This window comes from Bradyrhizobium sp. USDA 4502 (assembly GCF_054063355.1).
This window is the reverse complement of the sequence record NZ_JBSSGF010000001.1, coordinates 5,318,320-5,331,847: the sequence shown is the minus strand read 5'-3', so window position 1 is coordinate 5,331,847 and position 13,528 is coordinate 5,318,320. Positions and strand designations below refer to the sequence as shown.

13 protein-coding genes, 1 tRNA gene and 1 pseudogene are annotated in these 13,528 nt (G+C 64.2%); 7 read left to right on the top strand and 8 right to left on the bottom strand.

Annotated features, from left to right (window positions below; all coding sequences use genetic code 11):
- Positions 1-8: 8 nt before the first annotated feature.
- The 4 genes from ACVW1B_RS24870 to ACVW1B_RS24855 are packed head-to-tail and all read right to left on the bottom strand — an operon-like array spanning position 9 to position 3,840.
- Positions 9-1,799: a chloride channel protein gene (locus tag ACVW1B_RS24870; protein ID WP_456822331.1), complete on the bottom strand. Its 1,791-nt coding sequence runs from the start codon at positions 1,797-1,799 to the stop codon at positions 9-11.
- A complete protein-coding gene (locus tag ACVW1B_RS24865) occupies positions 1,796-2,059 on the bottom strand; it encodes an SUMF1/EgtB/PvdO family nonheme iron enzyme (RefSeq protein WP_456822330.1) in 264 nt (87 codons plus the stop codon). Before ACVW1B_RS24865 ends, ACVW1B_RS24870 begins: the two co-directional genes overlap by 4 nt.
- Positions 2,056-2,790, bottom strand: a complete 735-nt coding sequence (locus tag ACVW1B_RS24860; protein ID WP_456822329.1) for an SDR family NAD(P)-dependent oxidoreductase — start codon at positions 2,788-2,790, stop codon at positions 2,056-2,058. Before ACVW1B_RS24860 ends, ACVW1B_RS24865 begins: the two co-directional genes overlap by 4 nt.
- Positions 2,791-2,805: 15 nt before the next feature.
- On the bottom strand, positions 2,806-3,840 hold the full coding sequence (locus tag ACVW1B_RS24855) for a LacI family DNA-binding transcriptional regulator (protein ID WP_057021071.1): 1,035 nt from the start codon (positions 3,838-3,840) through the stop codon (positions 2,806-2,808).
- Positions 3,841-4,021: 181 nt separating this feature from the next.
- Here ACVW1B_RS24855 and ACVW1B_RS24850 point away from each other — a divergent pair, with 181 nt between their 5' ends.
- From ACVW1B_RS24850 to ACVW1B_RS24820, 7 genes are read left to right on the top strand one after another with little or no spacing between them, the layout of a single operon-like run.
- The gene (locus ACVW1B_RS24850) at positions 4,022-5,323 is read left to right on the top strand and encodes an ABC transporter substrate-binding protein (RefSeq protein WP_456822328.1); all 1,302 of its coding nucleotides are present in this window, start codon (positions 4,022-4,024) and stop codon (positions 5,321-5,323) included.
- A 58-nt stretch (positions 5,324-5,381) separates the two neighbouring features.
- Positions 5,382-6,269, top strand: coding sequence for a carbohydrate ABC transporter permease (locus tag ACVW1B_RS24845; RefSeq protein ID WP_456822327.1), 888 nt, complete (start codon positions 5,382-5,384; stop codon positions 6,267-6,269).
- Positions 6,270-6,273: 4 nt separating this feature from the next.
- Positions 6,274-7,101, top strand: coding sequence for a carbohydrate ABC transporter permease (locus tag ACVW1B_RS24840; protein WP_028335651.1), 828 nt, complete (start codon positions 6,274-6,276; stop codon positions 7,099-7,101).
- A 7-nt stretch (positions 7,102-7,108) separates the two neighbouring features.
- The gene (locus ACVW1B_RS24835) at positions 7,109-8,113 is read left to right on the top strand and encodes a zinc-dependent alcohol dehydrogenase family protein (protein ID WP_253607375.1); all 1,005 of its coding nucleotides are present in this window, start codon (positions 7,109-7,111) and stop codon (positions 8,111-8,113) included.
- A 6-nt stretch (positions 8,114-8,119) separates the two neighbouring features.
- Positions 8,120-9,193, top strand: coding sequence for an ABC transporter ATP-binding protein (locus ACVW1B_RS24830; RefSeq protein ID WP_456822326.1), 1,074 nt, complete (start codon positions 8,120-8,122; stop codon positions 9,191-9,193).
- Entirely contained in the window at positions 9,190-10,149 is a 960-nt protein-coding gene (locus ACVW1B_RS24825; protein ID WP_456822325.1) for a sugar kinase, read from the top strand. Before ACVW1B_RS24830 ends, ACVW1B_RS24825 begins: the two co-directional genes overlap by 4 nt.
- Complete coding sequence (locus ACVW1B_RS24820) at positions 10,146-11,183, top strand: tagatose 1,6-diphosphate aldolase (RefSeq protein WP_283069289.1); 1,038 nt, start codon at positions 10,146-10,148, stop codon at positions 11,181-11,183. The genes ACVW1B_RS24825 and ACVW1B_RS24820 overlap by 4 nt, the downstream gene beginning before the upstream one ends.
- Positions 11,184-11,206: 23 nt before the next feature.
- Here ACVW1B_RS24820 and ACVW1B_RS24815 read toward each other — a convergent pair.
- From ACVW1B_RS24815 to bufB, 4 genes and pseudogenes are all read right to left on the bottom strand, one after another.
- Positions 11,207-11,349 (bottom strand) — tRNA-OTHER (locus ACVW1B_RS24815).
- Positions 11,316-11,795: pseudogene (locus ACVW1B_RS24810) on the bottom strand (DoxX family protein); the annotation flags it as partial. The gene ACVW1B_RS24815 and the pseudogene ACVW1B_RS24810, both read right to left, overlap by 34 nt.
- Entirely contained in the window at positions 11,795-12,580 is a 786-nt protein-coding gene (locus ACVW1B_RS24805) for an HvfC/BufC N-terminal domain-containing protein (protein WP_456822324.1), read from the bottom strand. The gene ACVW1B_RS24805 and the pseudogene ACVW1B_RS24810, both read right to left, overlap by 1 nt.
- Positions 12,567-13,478, bottom strand: a complete 912-nt coding sequence (gene bufB / locus ACVW1B_RS24800; protein WP_310881842.1) for an MNIO family bufferin maturase — start codon at positions 13,476-13,478, stop codon at positions 12,567-12,569. Before bufB ends, ACVW1B_RS24805 begins: the two co-directional genes overlap by 14 nt.
- Between the last annotated feature and the right edge of the window lie 50 nt (positions 13,479-13,528).

Sequence of the window (13,528 nt, the reverse complement as noted above, 5' to 3'; positions counted from 1 at the left end):
CGCAAGGATCACCGCGAAAACAGCTCCTGGTTCCGGCGTTCGAGCTCTTCCCCATAGGTGCGCAGCACGTGGGATTCGCTTAAGGTACCAATCGTGACGCGATGGTCGGCACGGTCGATGACCGCGAGGACGTCGGCTTCGCTCCGTTCAAAGGCCTTCAGGATCTCGCGAACCGACGTGGTCGGAAGCAAATACTCATCCTGCTGCTGGGCCAACGACCCGAGCGGATCGTCGTCCCGATTGGTGACGGAATGCAGCGTCGCCGCCGCAACGATGCCGGCATAGCTGCCGTTCGGATCGCGCAGCACGACCTGTCGGACCTGGGCCGGCGAAAACAGCTTCTGCGCTTCGCCGATCGGCATGGTCGTCAGTGCATTCTCGAAGTCGGCGCGCATCAGGGAGGCCGCGCTCATCTGACGGACCCAGCCGATGTCCTGCGGACCGCGGATCACCTCGCCGCGCAGATGGAAGCGCCATGTCGCAAAACTGTAGCCGAACAATTCGCGGACGATGAGCGCGCAGACCGATGATGCGACCACCGCCCCGACGGTCACGGAGAAATCGCCGGTGATCTCGAGCGCGAGACAAACCATGCTGAACGGTGCGCCCAGTACGCCGGTTCCGAGTGCGGCGAGAGCCGCGATGGCGGCGGTGCCGGGCTGAAGCGCGAGCGTGGGGAAGGGGCCGGTCAGCACGACGCTGTAGAGCTGCCCGATCAGCGCGCCGAGCAGCAGCGAGGCGAAGAACAGTCCGCCGCGAAAGCCGGAGCCGAGCGAGATGGCCGATGCCAGGATCTTGAGCACGATGGTCGTCGTGAGCAGGAGCCAGCTCGGATTGCTGACCAGCAGGATCTGCATTGCGCCATGGCCGGCGCCGAGCACGGTCGGCGTCAGCAGGGCGAGGCCGCCGAGGAGCAGGCCGCCGAGGATCGGACGCACGAAGCCGCTGAAAAGCGTGACGCGCTGAAAGCAACGTTCGGAGAATGCGACCGCGAGCATGACGAGGATGCTGACGAATGCGCAAATGATGCCGATCAGCACGGTCTGTCCGATCATCTCGACGGACACGGGCGATGGGAAGCCGGGCACCATCAGAAAGGACTGGTGCGTCAACCCCCGCGCCACCAGCCAGGCCGTGACGGCGCTGGCGATGACGGGCACGAGAGCGGCCGAGGTGTAGGCTCCCAGCACGACCTCGAAGGCATAGAAGGCGCCGGCCAGCGGAGCCGAAAACGCTGCGCTGATCGCCCCCGCCGCGCCGCAGGCCACCAACAGCCGCATGTCGTTGCGGCGGGCGGCGAGGCGCTGGCCGACATGGGAGCCAAACATCGAGCAGATCTGCGTGTATCCCGCTTCCAGTCCGACCGATCCACCGAACCCGTTGGACAGCAGAGTCTGGATCGAGATCAGCAGGCTGCCGCGGAAGGACACCCGGCCGCCATAGAGCGCGTTGGCTTCGATGGCGTCAGCGAGCTGCTGTCCCTTGACGCGCCGTGCGAAGTACAGCCCGATCAGCGCCAGGACCAGGCCGCCAACTGCCGGGATCAGCAGCGTGCGCTGCCAGGAAATCACGCCGGTGGCGCTCAGATGTGCGTCGAGGGGAATGTCGAACAGCAGCGCGTGCGAAGCCTGGCTGAGGCCCGAGATCGCGGCAACGAGGACGCCGCTCAGCAACCCGACGACAATGCCGACCAGCACGAGGCCGGTCTCGCGATTGCGCACGAAATTGCGCAAGAACTGCGGCAACAGACGGGTGCCGGGAGCAGGGGCCGGCTTCGCGGCATTTGTCGCCAGCGTCATCCTATGCTGGATCCCGCAGCTGTCCGGTGCGCACGACAGAAAAGCCGATCTTGCTCGACGAGCCGACCGGCGCGTTCGGGTCTCGCTGCGAAGCGGCGGCGGCTGCCGTAGGACTCGAGGCAGGATTCACCGCGCGTCGAGCGGTTCGGTGCAGGCTCGCGATTCAAGGGGACTCCCGACGGTGCGAGGCGGTCCTCGTACCATTCCCAAACATTTCCGGCGACATTATGCAGGCCGTATCCGTTGGTTTCCTGGCTCATCCGGCAAGAAACCCGCCATCCACCGCGACGACGGTGCCGGTAGCATATTGAGATGCCGGCATGCAGAGGAATGCGACGGCTCCCGCAACGTCCTCCGGCTGACCCCAGCGCTTGAACGCGGTGCGGTCGGCGATGCGCTGATAGTGCGCGCGATCGGTGCGGCCGGCCGCATTGATCGCCGTTTCGATATAGCCGGGGGCAACCGCATTGACCCGGATGCCTTGCTTGGCCCATGCCAACGCGAGCGCCTTGGTCAGCATCACGACACCGCCCTTGCTGGCGCAATAAGCCGGGATTCGCGGCAGCGCCAATGTCGCATTCATCGAGGCAAGATTGACGATCGCGCCCTTGCTCTCGGCGAGAAGCGGGCGGAACGCCATGCAGGTTCGAAATGTGCCCGTGAGATTGACGTCGAGCACCCTCATGAAGGTCTCGATCTCGTATTCCTTGTCGCGGGCGAGGATTCCCGCGCAGTTGACCAGCGCATCGGCGCGCTTTTGCTGTTGGGCAAAAGAAGCGACAGCGTCGTCGTTCGTGACGTCGAGCGTCGCCAGTGTGAGTCCGGGGCGCAATTTCAGCAAAGTGCGCGCCAGATCGGTCTCGTTGGCCGCCGTTGCGGTCACCGTCGCGCCGAGATCGCAAAACTGATTGCTGATCGCGGCGCCAATGTCGCCGGCGCCGCCGATCACCACGGCATGGAAGCCGGGCGCAAGAGAGAAATTTGAGCGCATTGGAGGGGTCTCGCTTCAGGATTTGAGAGGGGGAGCCGTCGATTCACGGACCACCAGGGAGAAGTCGATCTCGCGATGCATGATGGTCTGCTCGCCGGCGAGGCTGCGCACCAGATATTCCCCGGCGCGCTGCCAGGTTTCTCCGGTCGGCACGTGGATCGTGGTCAGGCTCGGCCGTAAGTGGCGGCTCCAGTCGAGATCGTCGAAGCCGACCACCGACAGGTCGCGCGGCACCGAAAATCCATCGCGCTCCGCCTCGAGCAACACGCCGTAGGCGATCACATCGTTGCCGCAGACGACGGCGGTCGGACGATCCTTCAGGTTGAGGAGATAGCGGGCTGCTTCGCGCGCGTCGTCCAGCGTGTAGGGCACCTCGACATGCCATTGCGGAGGGAGCTCCAGGCCGTTCTCGGTGAGCGCGCGGCGAAAGCCGGCGACGCGAGCGCTGGCGCGGTCGTTGTTGCGCTGGAGCGCCGAGACGATCCCGATGCGGCGGTGGCCAAGCTCGATGACGTGCGCGGCGGCGCGGTGGGCGGCCGCTTCGTTGTTGGTTCCGACGCAAGGGTGGGGTCGATCAGGCTGGTAGATGCCGACATTGATGAAGGGAACCGCGTTGTCCGCAAGCAACTTGCGCAGTCCCTCGTGATGGCAGTCACCGCGCAGCACAAGTCCATCGACGCCGCGGCTGATCAAATTGCGCGCTTGCTGCAATTCGACGTCGAGATCGTAGCCGCTCGTGGTGAGAAACAGCATGTATCCGACCGAGGAGAGATACTGCTGGAGCGAGGCGATGCCGCGCGCGAACATCGTGTTGTCGATGGTCGGAACGATCGCGCCGAGCGTGCGCGAGCGCCGTGACGACAGGATGCGCGCCGGCGCATGCGGGATGTAGCCGAGCGCGTCGATGGCCTGTTCGATGCGCGCCCGCAGGGAAGGGCTCACCGCATCGGGATTGTTCAGCGCGCGCGACACCGAGGCGGTTGAGACGCCGGCACGGGCTGCTACGGCGCGGATGCCCTGTTTCACGGATTTGGCGTTGGTCAATCGCATCAATGTAACGTTACATTCGATGGAGCAAACCGCGTGGTAGCGGTAATCTCGTAAATTTGCCGCAGAATATCCGGTTTGTCCATTGCTTGACACAACCGATGTGAAGTCTAAATTGTAACCGTTTTCAAGCCGCATTCAAAATGGCCACCAGCTTAAGGCGGCCAGCCGGGAGGAGAGTTCGATGAAGGTCAGGATGCTCGCGATGCACGTCGCGTTGCCCGTTCTCGCGATCGTTGCCGTCAGCGCGCAGGCTCATGCGGCCGATTTCGACTGGACGAAGTTCAAGGGCAGGACTGTCACCTTTCTCGCCAATAACAATCCGGTCGCGCAGGCGCTGCTGACCTACAAGGCCGATTTCGAGAAGCTGACCGGCATGACCCTGAAGGTCGACGGCTATCAGGAACAACAGATGCGCCAGCGTCTGGTCACCGTCATGAATGCGAACAGCGACGAGGTCGACGTGTTCATGACGCTGCCTTCGCGCGAGGGCGAGCAGTTCGCCGCGGCCGGCTGGTACGGCGATCTCACTGCGATGGCCAAGAACGAGGTGGCCAAGGAATACGACCCGGCCGGCTTGAGCCAGGCCCTGCTCAAGGCTGCGACCTTCGGGGGCAAGCTGACCAGCATGCCGATGAACATCGAAGGTCCGATCTTCTATTACCGCACCGACATCTTCAAGAAGTGCGGCATCGAGGCGCCAAAGACCATCAAGGATGTCGAGGCGGCGGCCGAGAAGATCAAAACCTGCGACAGCGCTGTCACGCCCTTTGTCTCGCGTGGCCTCAAGCCCGCGGTCGCCTACACCTTCAGCAACATGCTGCACAACATCGGCGGTAGCTACATCACAGGCGGCAAGTCGAACCTCTGCTCGGCCAAGGGCAAGGAAGCACTCGACACCTATAGCCGGCTGCTGCGCGACTTCGGTCCGCCGGGTGTGGTCAACTACAGCTTCCAGCAGATTTCGGCGCTCTACCGCAGCGGCCGCGCCGCGATGGCATTCGAATCCTCGAATGAGTTGCGCACGGTGATGGAGGGCGGCGCGCGCCTGAAGGACACCGGCCTGTTGCCGTTCCCGGCAGGCGAGGCCGGCCAGGTGCCGACCACGATTGGCTGGGGCATGGCGGTGTCTTCGCACAGCAAGCAGCCGGACGCAGCCTGGTACTTCGTGCAGTGGGCAACCAGCCCCGAGGTGCAGAAGAAAATGGCGCTCCAGGGCATTGCCCCGCCGCGGCCGTCGGTTGCCCAGGATCCTGAGTACCGCAAATGGATCGACGAAGAACCCGTCCGCAAGGAATGGCAGGCTGCGCTCGATGTGCTGGCCACGAAGGGCTCCTCCGAGGTCGGCTATCCCATCATCGCCAATCCGGAATCGCGCGAGTTCATCGGCCAGGCCGTGCAGGACCTGATCCTGAAGCAGAAGCCGATCGACCAAGCCTGTGCCGATGCTGACAAGGCGCTCGATGCGCTGATCGCCCAGAAGTAACCGCTTGATGCCGGTAGGCTCGTGCCTGCCGGCGCCTCACTCTCAAGGAAACGGACGCATGTCGGACGCGGCTGCGACACTCACGCAGGACCGGCAGAAGCTGGAAATGACGGCGCTATCGGCGCCGGCCGTGATCTTTACGGTCGCGATGATCGCGTTTCCGGTCGTCTATACGATCTGGCTCGGCTTCCAGACATTCTCCTCGACCGGCAAGCAGTCCTTTGCGGGCCTCGCCAATTACTCGAAGCTGATCTCCGACTACGAGTTTTGGCACGGGCTCTGGATCACCATAGCGCTCTATGTGCTGTCGTTGGTGCTCCAGCTCGTCTTTGGCGTGTGGCTGGCTCTGGTGTTGTTTCACGCCAGGCGCCTGCCGGGAATCGTGCGCTCGCTGTTTATCTCCCCATTCATGATGCCGCCGGTGGTGGCGGGCATGATGTGGCTGGTCATCCTTGATCCCTCGCTGGGCGCGGCCAACTACATCCTCCAGTCGCTCGGCCTGCCGCCGTCGGACTGGCTGGCGTCGCCGACGTGGGTTATCCCGACCGTCGCTCTGATCGACAGCTGGCAGTGGACGCCATACGTCGCCTTGATCGTGCTGGGCGGCCTGCAATCGCTGCCGCCGAGCGTCTACGAGGCTGCGCAGATCGACGGGGCATCGCCGTTCAAGACCTTCCAGCGCATCACTTTGCCGCTGCTGCTGCCGACCATCGTCACCGCGGCCATCCTGCGCAGCGTCGATCTCCTGCGTTTCTTCGACATCATCTACATCACGACCCAGGGCGGGCCGGGCAACGCCTCGAACACGCTCAACATCTACGGCTTCCGGGTGGGTTTCGAGTTCTTCAACATCGGTTACGCCAGCGCCCTGATGCTGACGCTGACGGCGATCGTGTTCGGCGCCGTGCTCGCCTTCAACCGCCTGCGCGGCGCCGTGGCGTGGTGATGTCATGACGGATGCCGCCAACACCGACCGCTGGATCCGCTGGCTCAACACCGTGCAGCTCGTGCTCGCCGGCGTGCTCATCATGGCGCCGACGGTCTGGATGGTGTTGTCCTCGTTCAAGCCGTCGTTCGAGGTGACGGCCTATCCGCCGACGCTGATCTTCACGCCGACGCTCGACAATTATGTCGAGCTGACCAAGACCACGCCGTTCCTCAGCTATGCGCTCAACAGCCTCATCGTCACCGTCGGCTCGACGGCGCTCGGCTTACTGTTCGGCATCCCCGCCGCTTTCGCCGTCTCCTGGACACGGATCTCGTGGCCGGCGATCCTGACGCTCGCGGCGCGCATGGCGCCGGGCACGCTGTTCCTGCTGCCGTGGTACGTCATGTTCCGGCAGGTCGGGATGATCGGCTCCTACACCGCGTTGATCCTGAGCCACGCGGTCATCACGCTGCCGATCGTGATCTGGGTGCTGCTGCCATCCTTCGACGGCATCCCGCGCAGCGTCTTCGAGGCGGCGCAGGTCGACGGATGCAGCGTCACGCGCATCCTCTGGCGTATCGCGCTGCCGCTGGTGGCGTCCGGCGTCGCCGTCTCGGCGATCCTCGCCTTCGTCTTCTCATGGAACTACTTCCTGTTTGCGCTGGTGCTCTCCAACGGCGACACCAAGACGCTGATCGCGGCGGCCTTCAACTTCATCGGCGAAGGCTCGACGCAATGGGGCGCTCTCATGGCCGCGGCGACGCTGATCGCACTGCCGCCGCTGGTGCTGGCTGCCCTGGTTCAGCGCTGGCTGGTGTCCGGACTGACGCTCGGTGCGGTGAAAGGCTAGGTATCTGATGAACGTATCACCCCGTCCGAATTCGATCATGCAGGCCGCGGTCTTCCACGGCGGCGACCGCATCACCATCGAGCGCGTGGCAATGCCTGACGTCGGCACAGGTGAAGTGCTCGTGCGCGTTTCGCGCACCGCGCTGTGCGGTTCTGACTTCAAGCTCTGGCACAAGGGCGCAGAGTTCACCGCCGGCCATGAGATTTTCGGCGTGGTCGAGCAGCCCGGTCACCGGCTGCATGGTCGCCGCTGTGCCGTCTATATTCCACTCCACTGCGACCATTGCGCGGCCTGCAAGCGCGGCGATACCCAGATGTGCCTGGAGGTCTCCAGCCTGATCGGCTGGAACCGGCCGGGCGGCTACGCCGAATACGTGCCGGTGCCGGAAAATTGCCTGCTGCCGGTGCCCGATGACATCGAGGACAGCCTTGCGCCGCTCTTGCTCGACACCATCGGCACGTCGGGCCACGCCGTGCGTTTCGTCAGCCGCGTGGTGCCGCCCGGTGAGGCCGGACCTGTTCTTGTCATGGGCGCCGGGCCGGTCGGCCTCGGCGTCGTGCTGGCGCTCCGTGCGCTCGGCTACAACGACATCTACGTTGCCGACCCCAATGCGACGCGGTTGAAGATCGCGCAATCCTTCGGCGCGAAGGCGCACCCCGTGGGCGACACCTCGAAGCGCTTTGCTCTCATCATGGAATGCTCCGGCGCGCATGCGGCGCGCAACCTCGGCATCGAGCTCGTCCTGCCGCGCGGCGCGCTGGTGCTGGTCGGCGAGAACGCCGCGCCCTGGACCATCGAAGAGGGCAAGGTGTTCCGCCGCAAGGACTTCTACATGATCCGGACCTTCTACTTCCCGGTCTCGGATTTCGAGCCGAACATCGAATTGCTGCGCAAGTTCAAGGACGAATACCGCGTCCTCGTCGACGGCGAGTTCGGCCTGTCGGCCCTGCCTGAGAATTTCGCCCGCTTTGCCAGGGGCGAACTGATCAAGCCGGTACTGGCGCTGGGTTAGGCGATCATGGCCTCGATCTCGATCCGCAACCTCGTCAAGCGCTACGGCAGTTTCACCGTGATCCCCGATCTCAATCTGGAGATCGCGGACCATGAATTCGTGGTGTTCGTCGGGCCGTCCGGCTGTGGCAAGTCGACCCTGCTGCGAATCATTGCGGGTCTCGAGCCGATCACGTCGGGTGACCTTTACATCGGCGACAAGCGCGTCAACGGCGTGCAAGCTGCACAGCGCGATATTGCGATGGTGTTCCAGGACTACGCGCTCTATCCGCACATGCGCGTCTACGACAATATGTCGTTCGCATTGGAGCTGCGGGGAACGCCAAAGGCGGAGATCGATGCGCGCGTGAAGCGTGCCGCCGCGCTCCTGCACATCGAGCCCTATCTCGATCGCAAGCCGAAGGAGCTCTCCGGCGGACAGCGCCAGCGCGTCGCCATGGGCCGTGCAATTGTGCGCAATCCCAAGGCGTTCCTGTTCGACGAGCCGTTGTCCAACCTCGATGCAAAATTGCGCGGGCAGGTGCGGGCCGAGATCAAGGCGCTATCGCAGGAGCTCAAGACCACCATGGTCTTCGTGACCCATGACCAGATCGAGGCCATGACGATGGCCGACCGGATCGTGGTGCTCCAGAACGGGACGATCCAGCAATACGACACGCCGGAGACGGTCTACGAGCGGCCGGCCAACCAGTTCGTCGCCGGCTTCATCGGCTCGCCGGCCATGAACTTCTTCCCGGTCGAATGGCGTGAGGAGCGCGCGATCCTTTCGCAAGGCGCAACGGCGGTGCCGCTGGACGGCGAAGCCGCAAGCCGCCTGCGGCAGGCCGGAAACGCCGTGCTCGGCATTCGTCCTGAACATTTTGCCGTCGCGACCGATGCGGCCGACGGCATCGCCATCAACGTCAAGCTGGTCGAGCCGCTCGGCTCGGATACGCTGATCCATTTCGATCTCGCGGGCGTCTCCGCGATCGCAAGGGTCGATCCAGCGCTGCGACCAAAGCTCGGCGACCGCCTCAGCTTGCGGCCGCAGCCGGGCAAGACGCATTTGTTCGATGCAGCGAACGGGCAGGTTTTGCGGTGAGCGCATCGGCGAACATAGCAGCTCTTTCGGCGCTCGCGGATGTGGCGTCGGGAGCCAGGGGCGTCCAGGTGATCTGCCTTGGGCTATCCGCGCTCGATCAGGTCTGGCGCGTCGATCGGCTCTTTGCGGGCAACAGCGAGAAGATAAAGGCCATCGACTACGGTACCCTTGGCGGCGGAATGGCCGCCAATGCCGCGGTCGCGGTCGCGCGGCTCGGTGCCTCCGTCGCGTTCTGGGGGCGGGCAGGGGACGATGCCGCCGGGCACGAGATGCGGTCGGCTTTTGCGGCCGAAGGTGTCGACGTCGAGAATTTCCGGCTGTTTCCCGATGGCCGCTCATCGGTCTCGGGGATCATTGTCGACAGTTCGGGCGAGCGGCAGATCGTGAACTTCCGTGGTCTCTTTCCGGAAGCGGCCGATTGGCTTCCGCTTGAAGCCGTCGCTCGCGCATCCTCGGTGCTGGCGGATCCGCGCTGGGTGGAGGGCGCCGCGACGCTGTTTCGCGAGGCGCGTGCGCGCGGCATTCCGACGGTACTCGACGGCGATATGGCTGATGCCGAGGTATTCGAGCGACTGCTGCCCCTGACCGACCACGCGATCTTTTCCGAGCCTGCGCTCGCTTCTTTCGCCGGATCTGCCAAAGACGAATCTCTCGCAGCACTGGCGCGGTTCGGCTGCAGTGTCATCGCCGTCACGCGCGGCGAGGGCGGCGTCAGTTGGTACGAGAATGGCCAGCTGCACCGGCGCGCCGCCTATGCCGTCGATGTCGTCGATACCACCGGTGCTGGCGATGTCTTCCACGGCGCTTATGCCCTTGCGATCGGCGTCGGCCTCGATGTGGGCCACGCCATGGCGTTTTCCGCAGCCACGGCCGCGATGAAATGTCGCCACGCCGGTGGCCGCAACGGAATCCCCACCATCAACGACTGTCTTGCATTCATGAGGACGAAGCCATGAGAACGATTGGAAAGAACCGCGGGCTGGGCCGCCTTGCTGACGCGGAAGGCCACTTTCGCATGGTGGCGCTGGATCAGCGGCCGCCGCTGTTCGATGCCATTGCGAAGGCGAAGGGAATCACGCGGGATCAGGTCGAATATTCCGACGTCACTGCGGCCAAGCGGCTCCTCGTCGAGAACCTCGCACCGCATTGCAGCTCGATGCTGTTCGACCCGAATTTTGCCGTGCCCGCAGCGATCGATCTGTTGCCGCCGCGCTGCGGCCTGATCATGACGCTGGAGGAGCATCGCGTCGAGGAGACCGCGGGCGGTCGCAAGTCGCGCGCGATCGCCAACTGGAGTGTGGAGAAAATTCGCGCTATGGGCGGCGACGCCGTCAAGGTGCTGGCCTGGTATCGGCCGGATGCGGACGCCGCGGTCAACGAGCATCAGAAGCGCTTCGTGCGCGAGATTGGCGAGGAGTGCGCCCGCCATGACGTTCCCTATGTTCTTGAACTGCTGGTCTATCCGTTCCTTGGCAGCGCCAATCACACCGCCGATTACGTGGAATCGCCCGGCAAGCTGCCGGGCCTCGTCATCGATAGCGTGCGCGAGTTTGCCAAGCCCGAATACGGCGTCGATCTCCTGAAGCTTGAGAGCCCTCTCGCGGCCAACAGTCTGCCGGCCCGTGACGGCAGCGCCGAAGCCAAGGCCGCGCAGAAGGAATTCGATGCGATCGGCGATATCTGCCGCGAGCGGAGCATTCCCTGGGTCTTGCTGTCGGGCGGCGCCGCGCCGGAAAAATTCGAGCGCGTCCTCGACTTCGCCTATGCCGCGGGCGCGGGCGGTTTCCTGGCCGGCCGCACCATCTGGCTCGATGCCGTCCTGAAGAATTTCCCGGACCTTGCGGCGGTCTCGGCGGGCCTGCGCAAGGATGGCCTCGGCGTGCTTGAGCGGCTCAACAAGCTGACGACGGCCAAGGGCACGCCGTGGAAAGCGCGCTTTCCGGTATTCACTGACATCAAGCAGGAGGGTGACTTCGCGCGCGCCTACTGAAACGGTAACGGCTCAACGTGTCTTGGTGGGCCGGGCAGGACTCGAACCTGCAACCAGACCGTTATGAGCGGCCGGAAAAGGGATGCGGTTGTAAGCTTGATGTGCTCAGTTCGCTTGCCGAGGGAATCCGTGTATCAGATAATCCGCCGAGATGCGTCCCGGTCCCCAAGCCATGATCCCGAGCGCCATCGCCGCCCAGGTGAGGTGGATCGGCCAGCCGTCGGGCACGGTGAGTTCGACAATCATGGTCATGAACAACAGCCCGAGTGCGGCAAAGCGGGTGCCAAGGCCGAGCACCAGCAGCACCGGAAAGGTGATCTCGCCGCATCCGGACAGGAATGCCATCACCGCAGGTAGCGGATAGTGATAGGGCCCGCCTGGCAGGTGCAGCATGAACTCGTCGGTAAACAGCGTCACCGCGGTGTCGCTCAGCTTGAGGAAGCCGGTCCATTTCAGGATGCCGGATTTCCAGAACGGCACCGCCAGCGCCACGCGCATCACGAATTGAACCAGCGACGGCAAGGCCACTGTCTGGATCAGGTGCTCGGCCTTGTCAGCGAGGTGGCTCAGCCGGTGGCGTTCACTGGCGCCAAAATGCTGATCGATGACCATCATGCTTCTCCGAAATTGATTGATGTGAAAGCGCCAGCCTCGATCATGCCCGCGATGTTCGCCGCGATGTCGAAGCCGGGCGAGGACTGAAGTGCCGACGCTGCGGCGTCGCCAAGCGGCCGTCCCGACATCAGGTTTGTCAGAAATACCGCGCCGCCCTCGGGCAGATGGCGCACGACGACGTCCATCTCGGGCCGGGTGATCAGAGCATCTTCCGGCGTTCCCGCGTCGATCTGACCCGGCATCTCTCCGCCGCGATTGGCGGCGAAGATCGTCACCGCCGCGAAAGGCGAGCGGACGAGTCCTGCTGCAGGATGTGCGGTGAACACCACATCCGCCAGCCGCTCCGGCGGAACCAGAGCGAGCACATCCCGTGACAATGGCGCGGCATCGGCGGCATGATAGGCGTCGAGCCAGGCCCGCTCGATCCGCGCGACATCCGCTAGCCAGGGCATGGCACAGGCATATTCGTAGGTTTCGATGAACGCGGGAAAGTCGCGGCCATAGTCGAGCAAGAGCGGCGATGTTGGCGGCGAGGCCCGGACATGGAAACGCGCCATGGCACGGAAGAACTCGACGCCCGTGATGCGCTGGACCGCAGGGTAGACCGCGGCAAGCGCATCGATCAGGCTGACCGTGACGTTGTTGCGATAGACATTGTAGCGCCGGACCGCCGCCTTTCCGTTCGGCCCGGTGACGAGCGAGGGTGTCTCGCGCCCGGGGTCGATCAGCGCAGCCGCGAAGCGCGCCGCGTAGGACGAGAGCTCCTCCTCAAGCGGCAGCATAGCGCATCTCCCGCTGGTGGCGGTCGAGGATTGCTTGCGCCGCGGCCGCTTCGGCCTTCAGCACGGGCCAGTCCGGAATTTTGCTGTCCCATTCGACCAGCGTCGGGACGGAACCACAGCGCGAGACGACGATCTCGAACAGCTTCCACACCGCGTCCGTGACCGGCCCGTCATGGCTATCGATCAGGAGCAGGTCGCCTTCATCGTCGAGCTGCTCGGCATGACCGGCGAGATGGATTTCGCCGACGCGTGACAACGGAAAGTCGGAGAGATAGTCGAGCGCGGAGAAGCCGTGATTGTTTGCCGAGACAAACACATTGTTGATGTCGAGCAGCAGTCCGCATCCGGTGCGCTCCGCGACGCGGCGGATGAACTCGGTCTCGCTCATCGTCGATTCGGTGAACGCGAGATAGGTCGACGGATTTTCCAGCAGCAACGGCCGCCAGATGGCGTCTTGCACTTGATCGATATGATCGCAGACCCGTGCGAGCGTCGCTTCGGTATAGGGCAGCGGCAACAGGTCGTTGAAGTAGGTGGTTTCGTGGGTCGACCAGGCGAGATGTTCCGAAACCAGCGCAGGCTCGTAACGCTCGACGAGATCGCGGAAGCGCTTCAGATGCGCCTTGTCGAGCGGCCGTTCGCCGCCGATCGACATGCACACACCATGCAATGATACCGGATGATCGCGGCGCACGGCTTCCAGCGCTCGATGCGGCGGCCCGCCCGCGCCCATGTAATTCTCTGCATGCACCTCGAAGAAGCCACGCTGCCGTCCCGCGCCAAGGATCGCAGCAAGGTGCCCGGGCTTGAAGCTGGTGCCAGCCAGGCCATGTACGGCAAGCGCGGGAAAGCGGGGAGGCTCGGCTGCGAGCAACCGGGACGAGATCGCAGCGTTCATGTCGTCTCTCCGCTTTCTCTATGATCGTGAACGTCTGCCGTGCGGTGCGA